Origin of the sequence: Rothia uropygialis (assembly GCF_004137765.1) — a bacterium.
Taxonomy (GTDB): Bacteria; Actinomycetota; Actinomycetes; order Actinomycetales; family Micrococcaceae; genus Rothia.
In genome coordinates, this window is the sequence record NZ_NOIS01000003.1 from 325,553 (window position 1) to 347,579 (window position 22,027).

17 protein-coding genes are annotated in these 22,027 nt (G+C 60.6%); 6 read left to right on the forward strand and 11 right to left on the reverse strand.

The window, feature by feature from the left end; translation table 11 throughout:
• Positions 1–104: 104 nt before the first annotated feature.
• Genes hutH through hutU form a run of 4 tightly spaced genes read right to left on the reverse strand, consistent with a single transcriptional unit; the run spans position 105 to position 5,542 of the window.
• Positions 105–1,679, reverse strand: coding sequence for a histidine ammonia-lyase (hutH, locus tag EWV35_RS08220; protein WP_129660406.1), 1,575 nt, complete (start codon positions 1,677–1,679; stop codon positions 105–107).
• Positions 1,676–2,677, reverse strand: a complete 1,002-nt coding sequence (hutG, locus tag EWV35_RS08225) for a formimidoylglutamase (RefSeq protein ID WP_129660409.1) — start codon at positions 2,675–2,677, stop codon at positions 1,676–1,678. The genes hutH and hutG overlap by 4 nt, the downstream gene beginning before the upstream one ends.
• The gene (gene hutI, locus EWV35_RS08230) at positions 2,670–3,863 is read right to left on the reverse strand and encodes an imidazolonepropionase (protein WP_129660412.1); all 1,194 of its coding nucleotides are present in this window, start codon (positions 3,861–3,863) and stop codon (positions 2,670–2,672) included. The genes hutG and hutI overlap by 8 nt, the downstream gene beginning before the upstream one ends.
• Positions 3,860–5,542 (reverse strand): urocanate hydratase, encoded by a 1,683-nt coding sequence (hutU, locus tag EWV35_RS08235; protein ID WP_129660415.1) that lies wholly within the window; start codon positions 5,540–5,542, stop codon positions 3,860–3,862. The genes hutI and hutU overlap by 4 nt, the downstream gene beginning before the upstream one ends.
• Positions 5,543–5,709: 167 nt before the next feature.
• Here hutU and hutC point away from each other — a divergent pair, with 167 nt between their 5' ends.
• The 6 genes from hutC (at position 5,710) to EWV35_RS08265 (ending at position 13,140) form a co-directional block, all read left to right on the forward strand.
• The gene (gene hutC, locus EWV35_RS08240; protein WP_238654300.1) at positions 5,710–6,459 is read left to right on the forward strand and encodes a histidine utilization repressor; all 750 of its coding nucleotides are present in this window, start codon (positions 5,710–5,712) and stop codon (positions 6,457–6,459) included.
• Between the two features lie 493 nt (positions 6,460–6,952).
• Positions 6,953–7,396, forward strand: coding sequence for a hypothetical protein (locus tag EWV35_RS08245; protein ID WP_165168456.1), 444 nt, complete (start codon positions 6,953–6,955; stop codon positions 7,394–7,396).
• A gap of 567 nt (positions 7,397–7,963) precedes the next feature.
• Positions 7,964–8,551, forward strand: a complete 588-nt coding sequence (locus tag EWV35_RS08250) for a hypothetical protein (RefSeq protein ID WP_129660421.1) — start codon at positions 7,964–7,966, stop codon at positions 8,549–8,551.
• Positions 8,552–8,639: 88 nt separating this feature from the next.
• A complete protein-coding gene (locus EWV35_RS08255; protein ID WP_129660424.1) occupies positions 8,640–9,515 on the forward strand; it encodes a PRD domain-containing protein in 876 nt (291 codons plus the stop codon).
• 97 nt (positions 9,516–9,612) lie between these two features.
• Entirely contained in the window at positions 9,613–10,608 is a 996-nt protein-coding gene (locus tag EWV35_RS08260; RefSeq protein ID WP_238654302.1) for a glycosyltransferase family 2 protein, read from the forward strand.
• 246 nt (positions 10,609–10,854) lie between these two features.
• Positions 10,855–13,140, forward strand: coding sequence for a S8 family serine peptidase (locus EWV35_RS08265; protein ID WP_129660427.1), 2,286 nt, complete (start codon positions 10,855–10,857; stop codon positions 13,138–13,140).
• Positions 13,141–13,277: 137 nt separating this feature from the next.
• On the opposite strand, the gene EWV35_RS08270 is transcribed toward EWV35_RS08265, so the two are convergent.
• From EWV35_RS08270 to EWV35_RS08300, 7 genes are all read right to left on the reverse strand, one after another.
• Positions 13,278–13,661: a hypothetical protein gene (locus EWV35_RS08270; RefSeq protein ID WP_129660430.1), complete on the reverse strand. Its 384-nt coding sequence runs from the start codon at positions 13,659–13,661 to the stop codon at positions 13,278–13,280.
• Between the two features lie 102 nt (positions 13,662–13,763).
• Positions 13,764–15,695: an alpha/beta hydrolase family protein gene (locus EWV35_RS08275; RefSeq protein ID WP_129660432.1), complete on the reverse strand. Its 1,932-nt coding sequence runs from the start codon at positions 15,693–15,695 to the stop codon at positions 13,764–13,766.
• A 107-nt stretch (positions 15,696–15,802) separates the two neighbouring features.
• Positions 15,803–17,341: an AbgT family transporter gene (locus tag EWV35_RS08280; RefSeq protein ID WP_129660435.1), complete on the reverse strand. Its 1,539-nt coding sequence runs from the start codon at positions 17,339–17,341 to the stop codon at positions 15,803–15,805.
• Between the two features lie 3 nt (positions 17,342–17,344).
• Entirely contained in the window at positions 17,345–18,133 is a 789-nt protein-coding gene (locus tag EWV35_RS08285; RefSeq protein WP_238654304.1) for a creatininase family protein, read from the reverse strand.
• A 78-nt stretch (positions 18,134–18,211) separates the two neighbouring features.
• Positions 18,212–18,889, reverse strand: a complete 678-nt coding sequence (locus EWV35_RS08290; protein WP_129660441.1) for a FadR/GntR family transcriptional regulator — start codon at positions 18,887–18,889, stop codon at positions 18,212–18,214.
• Positions 18,890–19,486: 597 nt separating this feature from the next.
• On the reverse strand, positions 19,487–21,199 hold the full coding sequence (locus EWV35_RS08295; RefSeq protein ID WP_129660444.1) for a copper resistance protein CopC: 1,713 nt from the start codon (positions 21,197–21,199) through the stop codon (positions 19,487–19,489).
• Positions 21,196–21,918 carry a YcnI family copper-binding membrane protein gene (locus EWV35_RS08300; protein ID WP_129660447.1) on the reverse strand — a complete coding sequence of 241 codons (723 nt, stop codon included), beginning with the start codon at positions 21,916–21,918 and terminating at the stop codon, positions 21,196–21,198. Before EWV35_RS08300 ends, EWV35_RS08295 begins: the two co-directional genes overlap by 4 nt.
• Positions 21,919–22,027: the final 109 nt, after the last annotated feature.

Consider the following 22,027-nt stretch of genomic DNA (forward strand, 5'->3'; position numbering starts at 1 on the left):
GGCAGCCCGTACCCGCCGACCTGAGCAACGAAAACGGCCTGAAGGACTCCGCATGGGGTTCTTCGGGCCGTTTTCGTTGCCAGGATAAAGTTCGGGCTCCTCGGCTACTGAAGCTTCCCGGTTACCGTTTGCACGGCATCCAGCAAATCGCCGGAGGACACGAGTCGCACAACCGACTCGATTTCCGGGGCAAGGAATCGATCCGGTCCGGGACCTTGCACGCCGGCTTCACGGATCGTCTCGATCACTCGGGCCGTTGCCGGGGCAGGTTCGGGCGTCCGCAATTCGATCCCGCGGGCCGCGGTGAGGATCTCGACGGCCAGAACTCGCGTCAATCCGTCGATCGCCTTGCGAAGCTTGCGCGCCGCGGACCAACCCATCGATACGTGGTCTTCCTGCATGGCCGAGGAAGGAATCGAATCAACCGAAGCCGGATTCGCCAGCCGTTTGAGTTCCGAGACGATGGCTGCCTGGGTGTACTGGGCGATCATATGCCCGGAGTCGACGCCGGCGTCATCGGCCAGGAAGGGCGGCAAGCCGCGGTTGCGTGCGACGTCCAAGAAGCGGTCGGTACGCCGTTCCGAGATGGAGGCAGCGTCCGCGACGGCGATCGCGAGGAAATCGAGCACGTAGGCAACCGGGGCGCCGTGGAAGTTTCCGTTGGATTCCACACGGCCGTCCAGAGTAACCACGGGGTTGTCGACGGCCGAAGCCAGCTCGCGCGTCGCGACCATACGGGCGTGCTCGATGGTGTCTCTTGCTGCCCCGGCGACCTGGGGAGAGCACCTCAGCGAATACGCGTCCTGGACGTAGGTGCAGTCTTCCCCCTTGTGGCTGAAGACGATTCCGGAATCCGCGAGGATCGAGGTCATGTTGGCGGCCGAAGCCGCCTGCCCCGGGTGCGGCCGGAGGGCCTGGAGATCAGGCTGGAAGACCCGATCCGTTCCGAGCTGGCCCTCGACCGACATTGCCGCGGCGAGATCCGCCAACCGCATCAAACGGTCCAGGTCGGAAATCGCGAGAACCAACTGGCCCAACATTCCGTCGGTGCCATTGATCAGGGCGAGCCCTTCTTTTTCCGCGAGCTCAACGGGCTTCAGACCAGCAGCGGAAAGGGCTTCTTCCGAGGTGGTCAGTTCGCCATCGCGGGTCCTGACCGGACCTTCGCCGATGATCGCGAGCGCGCAGTGGGCCAAAGGCGCCAGGTCTCCGGAACAGCCTAGGGAACCGTATTCGTGAACCACCGGGGTGATGCCGGCCGAGAGCATATCGGCGTAGGCCTTGGCGACCTCCGGTCGGACACCCGTTCGGCCCGTGGCCAATGTGGAGAGGCGCAAAACCATGAGAGCCCGAATGACCTCGCGCTCCACCTCCGGCCCGGAGCCGGCGGCATGTGAACGGATCAGGCTCCTTTGAAGCTGACGGCGCATATCCTGGGGGATGTGTCGGCTTGCGAGCGCGCCGAACCCGGTCGATACGCCGTATACGGGGCGTTCGAAATCAGCCAATTCGCGGATTCGGTCGCTCGAATCCCCGATGGCCTCGAGCGCCTCGTCGGAAATGCGAACTGTCGCATCGTGCCGAGCTACGTCGACGACGTCTTGGAAACTGACCGGACCGGTACCGACGACCACCTCGCGTTGCCCGGTTTGTTGGCTGTTGTCTCGATTCTGACTCATGAATTCTCCTGATCCTGCGAAGTCGTCGCGATACGGTGCACCAGGCGCGCGGCGGTGCGCGCGGTGCGGCTATCGACGTCGTACTGGGGGTTGAGTTCGGCCACGTCGCATACCGCGAGCTTTCCGCTCGTGGCAACGAGGTCGCACACCAATTGAACAATTTCGAGCGGCACCCCATACGCGGCGGGCGCGCTGACTCCGGGCGCCGTTGAGGCGGGCAAACCGTCGAGATCGATGGTCAGATAGACCAGATCGACCTCGTCGAGGAATTCGGCGACGAAGGCCCGGACTTTTTCTCGGTCCACGGCGGAGCAGTCCTCGTCCAGCATGTAGGTGACGCCATATTTTTGTGCGGTGTCGAAGAGCACTTGGGTGTTGCTGGGCTGGCTGATGCCGATCACTGTGTACTGCATCTCGGTCTCGGCGGCTTCTTCGGCCTCGAGCATCTGCCGGAACGGGGTGCCCGAGCTGGGAATGGGATCCGGCCGAAGATCGAAGTGGGCATCGAGATTGAGGACGCCGAGTTTCTTGCCTTGTCGAACTGCCGATTGGGCAATGCCTTGGTAGGTTCCGAAGGCTATTTCGTGTCCGCCGCCCAGCACGACGGGGAGATGACCCGCATCGAGGAGCGCGGACACGGCAGCGCCCAAGCGTGCCTGGCCATCCTCCATCCGTTCGTCGGTCACGGCCACGGTGCCGGCGTCCCACGCGCGGATACCGGCGTCCCGATCGGAGAGCGCGAGTCCTCCCAGCGCTCCGCGTAGGGCTGCCGGTCCTTCTGCGGCTCCCCGACGCCCCTTGTTCCGTTCGACTCCTTCGTCACTCGAAAAGCCCAGGAATACGACGCCGCCCTCGCGGTGATCGGAGTCCTCGGACTCGTAAGGGCGGACCACCTGGTGCCATCGGAGGTGCTCGCGGCCTGCCCCGTCCGTTCTTCCGGTCCATGCGACGGCGGGAACGTCCACGTCGATGTCTCGGTGTTCTTTCTGGTCAGTCATGCTTGACCTCCGATGCCGAATACTTGAGTTCGCCCGCCTTCCATACCGACGAAACCAGCTGGACTCCCGGCCGGTAGGCCAGGTGAAGGTGGTTCGGTGCGTCGAGAGCCATCAGGTCTGCTCTGGCCCCGGGGCGCAGCACGCCGACGTCGTCTCGTCTCAGAGCACGTGCACCACCGGCAGTCGCCGCCCACACGGCTTCGTCGGCGGTCATGTGCAGGTCCCGCACGGCTATGGCTATGCAGAACGGCATGCTGGTGGTGTAACTGGTTCCGGGATTGCAGTCGGCCCCCAGAGCGACTGTGACTCCGGCATCAATCAGGGCGCGTGCGTTCGGGTACTCGTTCCGAGTCGAGAAGTCTGCACCTGGAAGAAGAGTAGCGACGGTCTGGCTCCCGGCCAGGGCCGCGATGTCTTTCTCGTTGATGTGGACCACGTGGTCCACCGAGGCCGCGCCGAGTTCAACCGCGAGCTGGACGCCAGGCCCTTGGTGCAATTGGTTCCCATGCACACGCGGGGTGAGTCCATGTTCCATCCCGGCTTTCAGGACGCGACGGGACTGCTCCTCGTCGAATGCGCCTTGTTCGCAGAACACGTCGATCCAGCGGGCGAGCGGAGCACACCGCGGAATGATTTCTTCGCACGCCACCCGGACGTATTCGTCCGTGTTCCCTTCGTATTCCGGTGGGACCACATGGGCTGCGAGGAGCGTGATTTCGTCGGTCAGTGAGCCGGCTACCTGCAAGCTCCTCAGTTCCGATTCGACGGACTGACCGTAACCGGATTTGCACTCGACCGTGGTGGTTCCGGACCGCAGGGATTCGTCCAGCAACCTGCTCATGTTGCTGCGGAGCTCTTCCTCCGATGCTTCACGAGTGTGTTTGACGGTGCCGCGAATTCCTCCGGCCGTATACTTCTGCCCCGCCATCCGCGCCGCGAACTCTTCTGAACGGTCCCCTGAAAAGACCATGTGGGAGTGCGATTCCACGAAACCCGGCAGGACCGCCCGTCCGTGGAAGTCGTGCTTGGCGTCGGTTGCGGGAGCTTTCGCGGCCGACCCCACCCAGGAGATGGTGTCGTCCTCGATGACGAGTGCTGCGTCATCGATGAGGCCCAATTTTCCCTGGCCCAGCTCCGGATCGTTGGTGACGAGTTCGGTGATTCCTGTCAGCAGGGTCGATCTCATGCATCACCTTCCGTCATCGGAACCCGCACGCCGCGTTCCCGGGCGATGTCGGCCGCGTGGTCGTAACCGGCATCCACGTGACGGATGACGCCCATTCCGGGATCGTTGGTCAGGACGCGCTCAAGTTTTTGCGCTGCCATGTCGCTGCCGTCCGCGATGCAGACCTGGCCCGCGTGTATGGACCGACCCATACCAACACCACCACCGTGATGAATAGAAACCCACGAAGCACCGGATGAGGTATTGAGAAGGGCGTTCAGCAGCGGCCAGTCAGCGACCGCGTCCGAACCGTCCTTCATGGATTCCGTCTCGCGGTAGGGAGAGGCCACGGAACCGGAGTCGAGGTGGTCGCGTCCGATGGCGATGGGTGCTGACAGCTCGCCGTTGGCCACCATCTCATTGAATTTCAACCCGGCACGGTGGCGTTCTCCGTACCCGAGCCAACAGATGCGGGCCGGGAGGCCCTCGTACGATACCTTCTCCTCGGCCATGGTGATCCAGCGACGAAGATGATCATTGTCAGGGAACAGCTCGAGCAATGCACGGTCCGTGGCTTCGATGTCCTTGGGGTCTCCCGAAAGAGCAGCCCAACGGAACGGCCCCAACCCTTCTTCGAAGAGCGGACGGATGTAGGCCGGAACGAAGCCTGGGAATTCGAAGGCGCGATCGTAACCGGCTTTGCGAGCCTCGTCCCGGATCGAGTTTCCGTAGTCGAAGACTTCGGCTCCGCGGTCCTTGAACTCGACCATGGCCTGGACCTGGGCGGCCATGGATTCGCGAGACTTCTTGGTGAACAACTCGGGGTCGCGCTGAGCTTCCTGCTTCATTTCCGCGAAGGGCACCTCCACGGGCAGGTACGCCAGGGGATCGTGGGCGGAGGTCTGATCGGTCACGATGTCGATGGGGGCGTCACGCCGGAGCATCTCGGGGAAGATCTCCGCCGCGTTGCCCTCAAGACCGATCGACAGGGGCTTCTTGGCGTCTCGGGCCTCGACCGCCAATTCCAGAGCGTGTTCCAGGTTGTCGGCCTTGACGTCCAAGTACCTGTGCTCGATGCGTCGATCGATTCGGGTGACGTCGCAATCCACGCAAATTGCCACGCCTTCGTTCATGGTTACGGCCAAGGGCTGCGCGCCGCCCATTCCGCCCAACCCAGCGGTCAGGGTGATGGTTCCGGCCAGGGTTCCGCCGTAGCGCTTGCGGGCCACGGCGCCGAAGGTCTCGAAGGTTCCCTGGAGAATGCCCTGTGTGCCGATGTAGATCCATGATCCGGCCGTCATCTGGCCGTACATCATGAGGCCTTCTGCCTCGAGTTTGCGGAAATCCTCCCAATTGGCCCAGTCACCCACGAGGTTGGAATTGGCGATCAGGACGCGAGGCGCCCACTCGTTGGTCCGGAAAACCCCGACGGGCTTGCCTGACTGGACCAACATCGTCTCGTCCGACTTCAAGGTCTTCAAGGTGCGAACGATGGCATCGAAGGCTTCCCAGTTCCGGGCGGCCTGTCCCGTCCCTCCGTACACCACGAGTGCATCCGGGTGCTCGGCGACCTCGGGGTCAAGGTTGTTCATGAGCATGCGCAGAGCACCCTCCTGCTGCCAACCCAAGGTGTTGAGTTCGGTTCCTCGTGGTGCGGAAACCGGACGCGGCTGATGCCCCGGTGAAGAAACCTCGTGCATTTCGTTCTCTCCTTCATGGCTAGGATGGAGCATTCCGGGCCCGTGCGCCCCGAATGCCAGTGATCGAAGTGTTCTCGCAAGCCTTGTAAAAGCAATGTGGATCACAAAGTCCGATACGTCGTATAATCCTGTATATACAACCTGATGTCAAACAGTCGAGGAGATCTGTGGACACGCAACAGCTCACGAGGTCGTACCTCACTCAAGCCGTCCATAGTGGCCCCGCCTACCGGCGAATCATGCGGGCCATCCTGTCAGGAATCGAATCCGGCGAGTGGACAGCGGGCGAGCAGATCCCCTCAGAAAACGAGCTTGTCGAGGGTCTCGGTCTCTCCCGCATGACCATCAATCGCGCCTACCGCGAACTCGCCACTGAAGGGGTGTTGAAACGCGTTCGCGGAGTCGGAACTTTCATCGCCGACTTCAAGATGCCGACATCCCTGGTCGAAATCCGCAACATCGCCGACGAAATCCATGAACGCGGCCACTCGCACCGGACGAAGGTGCTTTTCGCACGCGAGGAGACGGTGGACGAAAATGCTCGCTGGCTCACCGCAGAAGGCCTGACCGGTCAAATCTTCCATTCGCTGGTGGTTCATTATGACAACGATGTCCCCTTCCAGCTCGAAGACCGTTACGTCGCGCCCAGCGAAGCGCCTGATTATCTGGGCCAGGATTTCACGAGGACGACGCCCAATGACTACCTGACCCGCGTCGCCCCACTGACCCGCGGAAAACACGTCGTGGAGGCAATCCTGGCAACCGACGAGGAATGTCATCTGCTGGGCATTCAAACCACCGAACCATGCCTGCTCGTACGACGACACACGTGGTCGCAAAACGGCCTAGTGAGCCTTGCCCGACTCATCCAACCCGGGTCCCGGGGACGCCTGGAAGGCGAATTCGGGCAGCCTTAGGCCCCCGGCCATGTCACCGACAGCTCCTCGCTCCCGTGCGCCAGGCCCAAGGCTACGAAAGGCCCATAGACGCTACAGTCTGGGGGCAGGGGCCTTCTAATCATGGGATCGTCATCGCACCCGCTTCCTCGAGCTCCACACCCTTTTCCTCCGGAATGAAGAAACAGGCAAAGGGCAGAGGCGTCAGGGCCGGCCGCCGACCACCGGCCGGGGAGGGTGACTCCGTTCCCCATCTGCATCTGCACCGTTCACGGTAGAGGTGGCTGTACCGAGAAATACACTCAGTTCTATCGGTCCGATTCTCGGCCCATGACAAAATTTTGCTCGGACTTCAAAACCACCGGGAATCGAGACAGAGAGCTCCATGAAAAAATTAGTCATTCCGACTGTGCTGTTTTCCATAATTGTTGTTGCCTTGGCCACGGCGGCTCTTGTTTGGGACAAACAGGCTATGCACGCTCGACAGGAATCAGCGAGAACTGCAATTTCGACCTTGACTCATCAGAACAGAGCAGAGGAAATAGACGTTCATGGCAGACCGCACCTCATGTACCAGGCCATGGATCTGAAATCGACGGTATACGTGAAGATGAAACCCGCTGAAGGAGCTTCCAAGGAGACCATCATTCTGAGCAACGTTACGGACAATGACCACGACAAGATCGAAGACTTGGTTTCACTCCCGTATCCCGAATCGGACGCGACTCCGATCACCAACGCCGACGGTTCATTCACAGACCGGGCAAAGGTTGGCGGTGCGGAACGGACGTACAAAGCGGAGTCCTCGGAACTTGCGCCGGGCCAGAACCTGCGGGTCACGGATGACACGGGCAGGGTCGTCGCCGAGGCGAAGCTGGATGCAAAGAAACCAGGTCATGTTTCCGCCGTATCAGCCATGGACGACGGCATATCGGCCAGCGTTATCTACGAGAAATAGGCACCGCAAAAGGGCCGGTATTAAGCCGCTGCATTCGGATTAACGCGACCGACCACGGGCCTTGCGGGGGCGGAGGACATCACGTCGAAAAGAAGTCCGGCACATGAGCGCACCGTCGCCGGCAGAACCCGTGGTCGTCGCCGTGAAAAATGATCAAGAATAGATCATCAAACTCTCACAACGGCCAGTGGACTAAAGGCCCAGCGCAGTCAATAGGTCGAGGATCGGGCCTGTGATACCCGAAACGGAGTCGAGCAGGAATTCTACGGTGTGGGACAGCATGTGTTTTCCTCTTTCGTTCTTATCGCTTTGACCGCCTGTCAACGGTCTGAGAACAACTCTGGACGACTCGAGATCGCTCGTGGCTACAGCCGGGTAAACGTTTGGTATCCACCATGTTTCAGGCCGGACGGTACCGTTCCGTCCGATTCGAATGGCTTTCGGCGACCCGTACATCTTGCTCAAGACACCCAAACTTCCCCCTGACGAGGCGCGCCATGGCAGGGGAAAAGTGTCTTCAGGGTGGTTCGAATGTGTAGTGTGGAGCACACTTCTGGAAGGAGAGCCATGGTCAATTTCCGCGAGCCGAACAAGAAAAAGAAGAAGTCCACGACCAAGGCTGATCAGACGAATCAGCAGCGTCCGACCTCGCCTGGTCCTCAGAGTTCCGCGAATCCCGGTTCCGACGGCGAGGACAAGCCTCAGCAGTCCGGCCTGGGCCGCCCGCCCCGGACGGCCAAGGAGCAGACCAAAGCTGGCGACACGACGACCAATAAAAGTCCGCATAGTCCCGGCCCCTCAACGGGGCCTCCTTCCTCGGACGCCGGTACTCGCCCGGCCAAGGGAGAACCTGCCTCTCCGGGAGGAGGGTCCAGTCAGCGACCGTCGCAGACTCGACCCCCAGGGCCCAAAGGCCCTGGGACGTCTCCGAACGCTGCGGCCACGGCTGCCGAAGAAACCGAACACGCCGGGGCCGAGGCCCGCAAAACCACTCCCAAGACGCCAAGTCCGAGCCCAAAGACGCGGCCCGAGCGTCCCAAATATCCCGGAAGTCTGGGCAATAAGATCGTGTTGACCGGACTGATCGTAATCGGGTGTGCACTGCTCATTACGGTCTTGGTGGCCCTGATCGGCTTCCCGATACTCGAGCTCTAGATCATCTGGGCCCGCCGTAAGATGTTCCCAAGAGATGGCGGGGTTACCTCACCGTCCACCACGTTGCCGGGAGGAAGGACAAGCAGACATGCGCATCCTCCGTATCTTCAATAACAATGTGGTGCTCGCATCCGGTGAATCCGGTGAGCAAATGGTCATGATCGGCCGAGGGCTCGCCTTCGGCAAGAAGAAGGGCCAGCAGCTCGATCCCGGCAAGGTGGAACAAACCTTCGTACCGGAAAGCCAGGGCGAAGAACAGCTCACTGCCATGTTGTCCGAGATACCAGCGGAGGTTTTGGCCCTCGCGACAGAGCTGGAGACCATAGCCCGTGACGAAATGGGCGCCAACATCTCGCATTCCTTCATTGTTCCCCTTGCGGATCACATCAATTACGCGTTGATCCGCGCCCAGGAGAAGCTCCGAATCGAATATCCCCTCAGCATCGAGGTCGGCCAGTTGTATCCCAAGGAGGTTGCCTTCGGCCGTCGGGCGATATTGCTGATCAATGAGCGTTTTGACGCGGATCTGCCCGAAGACGAGGCGACACCTCTCGCGCTGCACCTCGTCAACTCGCAATTTGCCACCGAGGACCTCGTCAAAACCTTCAAAATGACCGAGGTCTTCTCGCAGATCTTCGACGTCATTTCCTCAGCCTACGGGCAGGAAATCAACCAATCCAACATGTCCGTGGCACGGTTCGTGACCCATCTCCGGTATCTCTTCGTTCGTGCGGAGCAAGGCAAGAACCCGAGGAGCCAGGACCCGGCCTTTCCGGCAATTCACGACGCGGTCCGGGCCAGTTACCCCCGCGCCTACGATTGCGCGTACAAGGTCGTGCTGCTCCTGCAAATGCATTTGCACCAGGACATGTCAGAAGACGAACACACGTACCTGACGATGCACATCGCCCGGCTCGCGACGGATCTGTGGGGCGAGAGCTCAACGGTGTCTGCGATTCAGTGAATGCTTGTCAAGGCGGCAATCCATCCGGGCGCCACTAGGAAACATTCAATATGATGGCAACTTCGGATATGTATTGTTTCCACAACGAAAGAAGACCGTGACTCTTAGCCAGGGCCCCCGAACATCAATCATCATGCCGGTCTACAACACGGCAGAGCGTGTTGTCTCGTCGATCCGATCCGTCTTGGAGCAGACTGATCCGGATTTCGAATTGTTGGTCATGATCGACGCTTCGCCCGACGACTCATCCCGCGTTATCCATGAGTTCTTGCGGAGCCATCCGGACGAACGCGTGCGGGTCTTCGACAACCCAACCAACGTCGGGGTGTCCGGGGTACGCAACCAAGGGCTGGACGAGGCGAAAGGACGTTGGGTCTCTTTCATCGATTCGGATGATAGGTATCGACCCAATTTTCTCTCGACGATGCATTCTTTTGCGGCCTCCCAGAAAGCCGACTTGGTCGTCTGCAGCCACACGCTAGTGAGCACGGACGGTTCACATCGGGACCGTTCCATTGGCGCGCCCGGGGGCCGATCCGGAAAAGAGGCGGGCCTCGAACTCTTGACGGACAACCTCACCCCTTATGTTTGGGACAAACTGATCTCCATGGGAGCCGTTGGGGAGGTCCGATTCCCGATGGACATTCACCGGGCCGAGGATGCAGTCTTCTGCCTGGGGGCCTATACGGGGTCCAGGCGAGTCGCCGTGATCGACCCCTCGTTGTACGAATACACCGTTGACGCAAATTCCGCGACGTGGGGGAAGGTCGTTTCGGTCGAAGAAAGTGATCGGCTCCTGGAGCATATGAGCCAGGAAGCTGGCTCCTTGCTCGATACGCCCGAAGGCCTACGGGCGTTCAAGATCTCGTGCATCTTGACCTATCTGAACAACGCCCAGCAAGCCATCGGTCTTGACAATGAGCGCGGTCGAGAAATCATTTCCCAGTGCCGGCGCAGAATTTCGTGGAACCAAATTATTACTGCGCTTCGGATCAAGCCCGTATTCGGCATGGCCGGGGTCCTCCTGAAAGCGTCGCCGGCGTTTTACCGCCGCCTGTACGGAATGTACATCCGGCAGATGTACGGGATCTAGGCCTGACCCTGAATTCCGAAGGAAATTATCCACGCCGTTGCGCGGGCCCAGGATACGAAACCGCACCCACAGCGGTTTCATCGTGAAACATCACGAGCGGAAAATAGTTCATTCGAAATATTCTTGACAAACAGGGTGACCTAGAAGAAGATTTCGCGAGAGACACTGTTCATGTTTTGAAGGTGAACAGCGCCACCCAGGCTCCAATCACCGCTCACTTTCTCGCACCTTTAGTTAAGGTTACCCATGCGTATATCTCGTACCCTCATCGGAATCTGTCTCGTGGCCGGGACCGTTATATCGGCAACACCCCCGGCCGTTGCCGCTCCTCCGAGCGGGCCGACCGGCCAGCAGCAGTCGCAGAGCAAGGCGTCCGGTGACTCTTCACTCGCCGAGGCCACGGGGCAAGCCCCGGAAACGCCAGCCTCCGTCGAACCGGCGACCGACCGCCTAGTGGTGAAGTTCAAGGAAAGCACCCCTGCAGAGACCAAATCTCAGGTTCTTCAGAAAGCCGACACCACTGCCCCCTCCAACGAGTCCAAAATCCTGAAGTCCACGAACAACGATTCGGATGTCGTTCAGACATCGAAAAAACTGAATAACGCCGAACAGTCGGAGGTCGTGAAGCAGCTCGAGGCCGACCCCTCCGTGGAATATGCGGAGGCTGACAAGATCGTCAAGAATGCGACGGCGGCCTACCCGACCACACCCAATGATTCCCTGTACTCGAGCAGACAGTGGAACATGCGAACCATCAACGCGTCCGGAGCCTGGCAATACGCCACGGGCGCCGGTCAGACCATCGGCGTCGTCGACACCGGAATCACAAACCATCCGGATCTCAGTTCCAAGGTCACCGGCGGGTACGACTTCGTCTCCCCCGGCTATGACAGAGACGGCACGCCAGGACGCGATTCCGACCCTACCGACCCGGGGGTGCTCAACCCTTCGGAGAATTGGCATGGAACGCATGTTGCGGGCATAGCGGCGGCGTCAACCAATAACGGGATTGGTGTCGCCGGGGCCGCCCCGGATGCCACCATCGAGCCCGTCCGCGCCTTCGGCATCGGGGCCTCCGGGTACGTATCGGACTTTGCCGACGCAATAACCTGGGCTTCAGGCGGTCAGGTAGCCGGAGCCCCCGCGAATCCCCGGCCTTCAACGGTCATCAATTTCTCTGCTGCGTGGAACGACCAGTGTTCGGCGACCCTCAAGTCGGCGATCGACGGCGCATATTCCCGGAATGTGCCCGTGGTTGTTGCCGCGGGCAATTCGGGTGTCAATGCCAACAACGTGACCCCTGCCAATTGCCTCGGTGCGATGGTCGTTGGGGCGTCGGCCTCTTCCGATGTTATGACCGGATACTCGAATTACGGCCCGATGCTGGACGTCCTGGCTCCCGGCGGAACAACCGGAGCGGACATCTACTCGACGTACAACACCGGGTACGAGTCTCCGGCCCAGGCCACCTACGGTCCGCTCAACGGGACCTCAATGGCGGCACCTCACGTAGCGGGCGTCATCGCGCTCATGAAGCAACGGAACCCGCAGATCAGCATTGAGCGGATCCGAAATATTCTGGTGAGCACCGGCGTCAATGTGAACGGTTACTCCCGCATCGACGCTCGCGCAGCGGTCGCTGCGGTCGCCCCGGTCAACAACGGGCCGGTCGTGGTCAACGGGATCAAGAATCTTTACGATTCCCAGGGCGGAGCCGCCAAGTTCGGCACCCCTCGGAATAATGAAAGTGGAGGTCTGGTCAACGGCGGCGTTTTCCAAGAGTTCAGCAAGAACTACACGATCTATTGGACGCCCTTTACCGGTACTCATTCCGTGAATTTCTCGGGAGCAATCGGTGCCAAGTTCAAGGCAGCCGGATATGAAAATGCCTATGGGTACCCGAGTTCGGAGGAAATCAGTGCCAACGGTTATGCATACCAATGGTTTAAGACGGCCTCGGGACGATCGACCCTGATGATGTGGACGCCGCAAACCGGAGCAAAAGCTATCGTGGAGAACAACGCCATCGGCCAGAAATGGATCGCGAGCGGACGCGAACGAGGCGCCGGATTCCCCAGCTCGGACGAGTTCAGTGCCAACGGTTATGCATACCAATGGTTCAAGACGGCCTCGGGACGATCGACCCTGATGATGTGGACGCCGCAAACCGGAGCGAACGCCATCGTGGAGAACAACGCCATCGGCCAGAAATGGATCGCAGATGGCCGAGAGCAAGGTTCTGGCTTTCCGGTCGGCGACGAGGTGACGTCGGCACAGAACAACTTTGCCTACCAGACCTTCAGACGCGGGGCCGTGGTGAAGCTCTACATGTGGACCCCGTCATCGGGAGCACATACCATCATCGAGTCCGGTGCGATCGGAAATGTGTGGTCTCAGAACGGCCGGGAATCCGGCTGGGGCGTACCCACAACGGATGAGTTCCGCGGTTCGGATGGCAAGGTCCACCAGAAGTTCAGCAAGGGGGTCGAAGTGACGTGGACGGCCACAGAAGGAATCCGGGTGCTTCGGTAAGGGTCTCCTAGTCCGCCCCAACACTTCGACCTCTGAAGCACGTCGCCCGGCCATACCTTGAGGTGTGGCCGGGCGACGTGCTTCATCCCGACGGTTCTTCACCGGTTCCGGTTCTCACATCCCTTACCCGGGAGGTTTTAGGAAGAAACAGAGCCTTCTTTGTTTGCTTGAAGAAGATGGATCAGCTCCACGACGAGTTCGGCTCCGATAGCGTCGTTGGCCTCGACCTTCTGAATGAACTCTTCGAACATATCGGCGTGAGCATCGAAGTCGAAGAGCTTCTCGATCGCCGCAAATTCTCCCCCGCTGATGGCGCGCTGGATCTCGTAGTGATAAATGCCGACGTTATCCATGGACTCCTTCCACGTGAGTTGGACGCCCGTGGAGGTCACGTTGTTCGCGATGAGTCCAGATGGGGCGGAAGGGGCTTCGGTATCCGGCTTCTCCGGTTCGGCATCGCCGTTGATGTGGACATCCACCGTGTTGTAGAACGCGTTGAAGGTGTCTGCGACATCCCGCACAGCTGAGTCGGCCCGAGGCCCCGGTGTTGCAGTGCGTTCCTGAGCGGTTCCGACGCCGGCCAGCCGCTATCCAACCGTAGATGCCCCATCCATCGCCTGGTTCTAGTGTGACAGTGGCACGTAGATGACGCTTCCTCCCAGGGCCATGAGCGCGAAGATTGAGACGGTGACGATAGGACCGAGCCATACACGCCCGGTGATCGTGAAGAACGCTCTGTTGAACAGCGGCAGGATCACCATCATCGGCAACACGGACTGGAGCATGTTCACGTACAACCAGTCATCGGTCCAAAAAACCGTCCCGGTGGTGAAGAACGTGATGTACTGAATGACGAAGATCGCGGCCAGTCCGACCGAGTTCGCCAGGGCCGCGAGCAGGTAGCCGATCCACTTTTTCTGGCCTTCAATGCGCATCGACCCGTTGACCCGCAAAGAATTGCTGAAGAAGAAAATAAACAGCAGCACGATGTACATCAGAGAGACCCAGAACCACCGGGCCGAGAGAGGGCGGGCCGCGACCACCAGGAAGCGGAAGTCGGAGTGGAACAGTCCGTAGGTCACCGACAGAATCAGGTAGAAGCAGGTGACCAGCAGGAATCCGAGCAACATCGTCTTGCCGAAGTCCTTGCCGCGGATCCTGAGGCCCCAGGCGTGCGAGGATGCGCCCCGGCGTCGCCCATGGAACCAGTGCGTGCCGAAGAACAGCGCGAGTCCGAACAGACCGTTGAACAAGGACCACAGCAACACGCCATTGACCATGCGGGCCGGGAAGAACCATGTGTTGACCGAGTTGGTCGCGTCAGGGAAGACGTATTTGGTGGCGTTGGACAAGGGTATGAAGGTCACGCAGGCGACCGCGGCGCTGACCAGGAGGGTGCCCCAGAAAATCGCCTTTCCCACACCGGTCTGCCGGGGCTGAGGAGCGGGGACCGGTTGGGCGGCGGAGCGGAGCGCCGGGATACGCAGCAGCAAGCGACTCAGAGGCAGGAGCATCACCAGGCCACCGACCAGGGAGACCAGGTTGAACACTTCCTTCAGGAACCATGTCTGGTTGCCGCTGGAGACATCGGTGTGCCAGTCCAATGTGGTCGTGAAGAAGTCCATGAGTCCGCCGACGGCGCCGGGGGACATAGGCTGGAATGGGTGGATGGTTCGGTCGTTGTTGGCGATGCGGTAGGTGCGGTCCGAGGGATCGCCGTAGGCGGATTCGGTCTTGACGGAGGATACCTTCTGGTCCTTGGGCAGGCCGGAGTTGACGAAGGATATGGCCTCCGGCGCCTCGCTCAGGTCGCCGTCGCCGTTGACGTTTCGGTACCCGCCCTCGTCGTAACGGGCGTAGCCGAGGCCCAAATTCGAATGGATGTTCTTGAAAGACTTGTCGTCGAAATTGCGTAACCACCCGGAGATGTACGCCGAGCGGATCTTGTTGAGGGACGCGGCGTGAGAGCGTTCCTCGGCGGTAACAGCGGTGCCGCCGGGTGAATCTGGGTCAGCGGCCTTTTTCAAGGCGTTCTTTTCCAGTTTGCCGTAGTGGGCGGCCGCGCTTCGGACCTGGCTGCCGCCGGCTGAATGCCCCGTGATGCCGATCTTGTCCTGATCGACGTAGTTGAAGGTCGAGGTTTTGGTGAGGTAGTCGATCGCCGGGATCAACGCGGATTCCTTCGATCCGGGGGCCTGCGATGTCGACTCACCCTGGTTGTAGGGGTCCACCACGAGTGTGGCCATGCCGCGTCGGGCGAGTTCCAGGGAGTTGCTGACCTGGGTCTCCTTGGTGCGTTGGAATCCCGGGGTCACCACAACCATCGGTACCTTGTGGCTCTGGGTCGCGTTGACCGGTTTGTACAGATCGGCCGAGATCTCTTGGCCGTTGGGTCCGGGGATCTTGAGGGTCTGGACCTGGAGCGTTCCGGCATTGGTCTGCACGATGTAGGAGCCCAGCCCTCCGACAAGCACCATTGCGAGGCAGATGAGGAATTTGACGACGTCGCGTCGGGGGGACGGCGCCGGTGCGGCGTGTATCGATGAATGGGGCATGGTTCGGTTGATCCCTTCTGGATGATCGCAATTGATGAGTGATGCTATGTACAGGAGCCGGCCTCGCCCACCCCAGGAAAGGGCGACGCCGTTCCCGGCGGGCCCGGCTACTTGACCGGGGCCCCGGGACCCAGCGGAATACCGAGCCACCACCACAGGAAGAACAAGACGACCCAGGCGAAGGTCATGCAGATCGCCAGCGGCAGCGTGTAGGCCGCCAGCGTCCCGATGCCTGCCTTCTTCCGGTACTGCTGCAAAAACCCTAGAGCCATGACGAAGTACGGGCTCATGGGTGAGATCGACGTCGATCCGGAATCGGCGATGCGGAAGATCGCCTGCGTGGTGTCTGCGGGAACATTGAGCAGCATCAGCATGGGCACCAGTACCGGCGCCATGATCGACCACATGGCTGAGCCGCTGGTGATGATCACGTTGACCACAGATAGCAGGGCGAAGACGAGCAAGAAGATCAGACTGACGGGAATGTTGCTCTGGTCCAGCAGCTGCGAGGCACCCACGGCGACCACGTCCCCGATGTGTGTCCACTCGAAGTATTGGAGGAATTGGGCTATCGCGAAGAACATGACCAGGGTCGGCGCGAACTGCCGGATCCCCTCGGCCATCATCGGCGGCACGTCCTTTGGGGCTTTGATCATCCCCAGGACCCGCCCGTAGACCATGCCGCCGACCATGAACAGGAAACCCACCAGCGCGGCGATGCCGTCCAGAAAGGGCGAGTCGGCCAGCGACCCGCCGTCCCCTCGCAGCGGCGAGCCGGCGGGAATGACAGCGGCGATCACCACGGCCAGAAGAACCACGACGACCCCCGAAGCGAGAGCCAGACCGCGCGCTTCCAAACGGTTCACGTGCAGTGATGAGTGATCTCCGGAGGTGGCGTCATCCTCCTCGACATCGTCCCGTCTGGCCAGGATCGTGTTGGTTACGAGCGTGATCACCAAGGCCAGCAACAGTGAGGAGGCAATGTTGAAGTACCAGTTGCTGACGGGGCTGACGGAGGCGTTCTCGTCGACGATGTGGGCCGCGGCCGTGGTGATGCCGGCGAAGATCGTGTCGTTCGGCGTCGGGATGGGACTGGCGTCGTAACCGGACGCGATCGAGGTGTAGGCGACCACGATACCGAGGATCGGTGACCTGCCGACGGCCTTGAACGCCATTCCGCCCAGTGGCACGAGGATCGCGTAGGCGGCGGCGGAGGCCAGGTGAGACACGGTTCCGGCGAAGGCCACGGAGAACACCACGAGACCAGCGGGAACGCGCGAGATCGAGACCCGCATGACCGCTGACAGGAACCCGGTCCGTTCCGCGACGGCGACACCCATGATGACGACGACGATCGTGGCCATCGGCGGAAACGATGCGAAGTTCTTGACCATCGTGGACATCGCCATCGCGACGCCCTCTCCCGAGAGCAGGTTCTGGACGTGGACTTCCTTGCCCGACTTCGGGGAGACGACGGCCGTATCGGCCCCGTCGAGGATCGCGCTGATCACCGCGAGGATGCCAGCGAGGATCCAGAACAGCCAGAAGGGATGCGGCAGAGCGTTGCCTACCCGTTCGACGACCGAGAGGACTCGGATCATCCACGGCAGGCGTTCGGTCTTCTCAGGTGCGGTTGTTGAGCTCATGGTTCACCCATCGATTCCGTGATCAGACCCGATCCAGGTCCGGATGTAGTCGCAGATAACCTCCGTTGCGATCTCGATGATCTCCGATCCGAGTTCGGCGGTTGCCCGCGTGGGGTCACCGAGCACTCCGTTGGCGCTCAGCCGGTCCCACGTCACGACAAGGCCAGGCCGGGCCTGGCGGGAAAGCCGTGGTAAGGGCTGCATCTGCTCCAGCTGTGTCGTTCCGGGCTGGAGCAAGTCCTCGCGTACTAAATCGGGGGCAACGTGCAGCATCTGGGCGGTTTCGGCCTCGCCGCAGTGTCCAGTGACCTCCGCAGTTCCGAACGCTCGGATTCGCTCAGCAGCGAGGCCGGTAATCGGGGTCCACGCGAACTCGAGATCCGGTGCTTCGTCCAGCAGACGCTGGGCAACGACGCCCAGAGCCGAGTTGTTGCCCCCGTGACCGGTGACCACCAGGACCCGTTGCCACCCATTACGGTGCAGACTCACCGCATATTCGGCGACGACCTGGATGAAGGTTTCGGGTTTTAGTGTCATGGTCCCGGCAAAGGTGGTGTGATGCACCGAAATGCCCACCGGGAGCTCGGGACCGACGAACGCGGAGCCGCCGAGTCGTTCGGCGACTAGGTGGCACAGGGCACGGGCACGGATCTGGTCGGTCGCCATGGGCATGGCCGGCCCGTGCTGCTCGAAGGCTCCAACGGGTATGAGTACGACCGCGCGGGACTTGTCGATTTCGGCGGTTTCACGACTGGTCATGTCGCAAAGGTGGACGCGGTGCTGTGAGGGCACGATAAGGCTCCTTCGAAGGGTGCAGTGAAGAGTGGTCGAGCTAGCGCTCGATCTCGTGAAGCAGTTGCCGACCAGGGGTCAGGCGTTCGGGCGGAGTTGCTGGCGCACTGCGTCGCGCAACGAACGCAGGTGTGCTTCGGCCAGGAACCGGGCGGTTTCGGGGTCCTGGGCCTCGATGGCCTCGACCAACCCCAGGTGTTCGGCGTGGTCGTGCTCTGGAACGATGAAGGCCTGCCGGAGTTCCTGGCGCTGACGCCTGGTGAAAACCAGCATCGCCTCGATGGTGTCAGTCAGTACAGGGTTTCCCGTGGCCCGAGCCATGGTTGCGTGGAAATGGGAGAAGACGTCTTCAACGACGTGGGGCTCCTTGGCGTTGTTACACGCGGCGCGCAGCGCCTTGAGATCTTCCTCAGTGCGGTATGAGGCCGCCGCGGCCGCAATATTGGGCTCGATGACCAAACGCGCTTCGATCAGGTCCAGAACCGAGCTCGCGGATGCGACGACGTGGGGATTGGCGACGAGGCCGCGGCCGAACCCCGGGCCAACGAATGTTCCCGCACCATGGCGAAAAATAATGACGCCGATGGCCTCCAGACGTCGAAGGGCTTCACGGACGGTCGGTGTGGTGACCTCGAAATGTTCGGCCAGTGCGCGGGCCGAAGGGATCGAGTCGCCTCGACATTTGCCTTCTCGTGTGATCATCTCGACGATCCCGTCAGCGATCTTCTCCGACAGGGACAAGGTATTTTGAGTCATTTAGTCAATAAATCACTTGTCTGAGTGTGGGTCAAGTCACTCACAGCTCGATCCGGCGAGCCCTTAGGGGACGCACGCAAAACTCCATGCCACCAGTCCGGGCTGGCGGCGAGGCGAGGCTGGCGATCGCGTCCCGACGATAGGCGCCCCGGGTGTCCTCCGAGCTATGGGAAGCCAGCCAGGCCCCGAGCAGTGCTCCGTGACGAGTTGCGTTCGGTGCTGGCAGTTTTCTGGAGTCAACCTCACCCAACTCGAGCCTCCTGGGTCACGATGGTGTCCGAACCACTCACCGAAGATGGGATGCTCTGCATTGATCTGACCGGTTCTTCGGTGGAAGTCCACGGCAACCACACCAGCACCCCTACCCCGCTACAGGGTATGGACGAGAACAACAGCTGCCCCGGCTCGGAGGAATCCGGCACTGACTAAGCACCAATACGGTTTCTCTCTGTCTGAGGCCGGGATGTTTGCCGCTTTCTCTAGATGGATGTTCTCCTGATCCTGGACGAATAATTGGATCGTCACGGAAGCACCGGAGGCTTAAGCTCGGCCAAATACCGAAGTTTAAGCGTCTGAGCCGCTAACCCAGGGACGTGGTCAGCTGATATGGACGGGCACGAGGACGATCGGCTGCTCGAATTCCGATACTCGGGCACTGACCTGGACCTCCCAATCACCACTCGTCGGCAGAGTCATCTGCGCCGTGTATTTGCCTGTCCCGGAATCGAGCGTGGGCTTTGTGAGCAACGGACCGAGTTGATGTTTAGGCAGCCGAGCAGAGACCTCGACGCCCTCGCCTGAGATCACATCGCCTTTATAAGTGAGTTGGAATGTGAAGGTGTTTGTTCCTGAGACACTCGGTTCTATCTTCCCGTCGACGATAAGCCCCTGGGATTCGGTATGGACATGTGCTTCGCCGGCCGCTACTTCGTGCCGAGTCTGGTCTTGATGTTGTTGACCCGGGCTGGAGTTGGAGAGGAACCCGGTGACAGCGATCACCGCAACTAGCAGAGCGGCTTCGTAGCTGAGTGTTTGACGCAAGTGCCGCCATCGCTCATGCGATCGTGGTTCGGCAGCGATGGATGGGAGGATACGTTTGCGGTTCCACGCCGCCACGGCGATGGTCACTGCCACAATGATGAGTTTGATCAGCAGAGTGCGTCCGTAGCCTGTGGTAATGATGTCGTTGGGCTCGCTAAAAATGAGGAGAGCCATGAGCGTTCCACTCGCGGCCAATAGAACCACGCTGTATAGCGCAAATCGGGAGAAGCGCTCCACTACCGCAAGCGCTGCATCAACGTCGCCTGTGGCACCTCGTCGGTACGGACTCATAGACCTGAGTGTCAGGACCAATCCGAGAACCCCGCCGATCCAGAAGGATCCGGCAAGCAGATGCCCGATGTCGGCGACACTCATGAGCCAGACCGGTTCCATCGTCTGGGAGTGTCCGACGAGCACCGGCGAGGCGACTGTGACAGCTGCGGCAATGACAGCTGCACGTTGCGATACTTTTGAGCGTCTTCGCCGGCAGAACAGAAGCAGCGCCAAGGACCCGGCCAGTAACGCGACGATCGCTAAGAGCATCGGTGCTGCCCGGACTCCTAAGCCCCATGAGGGCAGATCCGAAATCGAGGTCAGGGCCTGACCGGTAATGCGCAGGGCCGAAACGGGAATCAGCAGGAACGATGCCATCACGCCAAGGCTGATGCTCCAGCGTGCAACTCGGCGAGTCATCTGGTCAGGGCGAGCCGGTGATCGACGGATCATCGTGTCAAAGAACAGCCATCCGGCAAAAATGAGCAGACCGAAGTACTGCATCACAGTCAGAATAGTGACCGCTGTTTCCGTCGACGTTGGTGTGGTGGCGGCATCGGGCGTCGTCGGTCCCGGGGTCGAGGCAGTTTCCTCGCCGATGTGGAAAGTCACCGCACCGCCGACGGGATGACCGTCTGCTGACACAACGCGATAGTTGAGGGAATAGGTGCCATCGGGCAGATCCCGAGGAAGGTCGACAATGACCGAATGATCACGAGTCTGTGCCTCCAGGACCTGAGGGTCGCCGCTGCTGGGAAAGAGACGGATCGCGCCGTCGATGAGCTCGACGGGTTCGTCGAAGCGCAGTTCGCCCGTGGCCGGCGCCGTCTTGACGACCTGGTTCTCGGCGGGTGAGGTTTCGAGTAGAGCAGCATGGGCAGCCGCCGGACTCGTCGACGTTGACAGGGCCAATACACCCCCACAGAAGATCGCGATCAATGCGCGTATAAGCACTGCCCATGATCGCTGCCTGCTGCTCTGAACGTTCAAGCTCATGCCTTCTTGCGGCGCCTGGCCACAGCGAAGATCGCGACGACCAGTCCCAGTGACCCGATGACCAGCGAAGTGATCGCCAAAGGATTCTGCGCGTCACTGTCGTCTGTGGGCGAGTCCGCCTCACCCGCTGGGTCATCAGCGCCAGTCGCGGTGACCTTTATCTGTGGAGAAGGCAACTCGAGCTCATCTGCGTCCTGGCCTTTTGCAGGAATTTGAACCCAGGCGGATTCGCCATTCTCGCAAGTCTGTACCGTGGGAAAGTTCAGTGTTTTTCCAGCCGCATTGTCAGGAAGTTTCGCTGAGAGCTCGAACGTGTCACGCTGGCCGTCAGGCAACGGGGTATTAGCCTTGTAGACAACTTCGGAGGCTCGTTCGGTTACTTCGTTGCCGTCGCTGTCGTTGATCGGAGTATCGAGCTTCTCGTTCTTCACCTCGACTGAATAGAAGGGGTTACGGGTGGGCGTAACCGCATCAATGCCCTGTGGCATCTGAATGGCCACCTTATTTGTAGCCGCGCCATCGCAACCGTGCGGAACGCTGAACGTCAACACCGAGTACGCGCCAGCCTCAGTGGTGTCCGGAGTCACCGTCACGTGTGCATTCGCTGCACTTGCCCCACCGAAGGTGAGCGCAAGGGCCCCGGTTGCTGCCGCTGACATCATCACCAGCGGTCTTTTGCCTCGTGAGCGCATCAACTTCTTTTTGTTGTTTGCCGTCATTGTTCTTCTCCTTCATCTCTTTGCTTTCCCCGCTTCGGAGCAAGCTTGTCTCCCTCCAACAGGCTCGATACTTCCGCTGGCTTTAAGCGCCGAGATTTCGAAGGGTCGA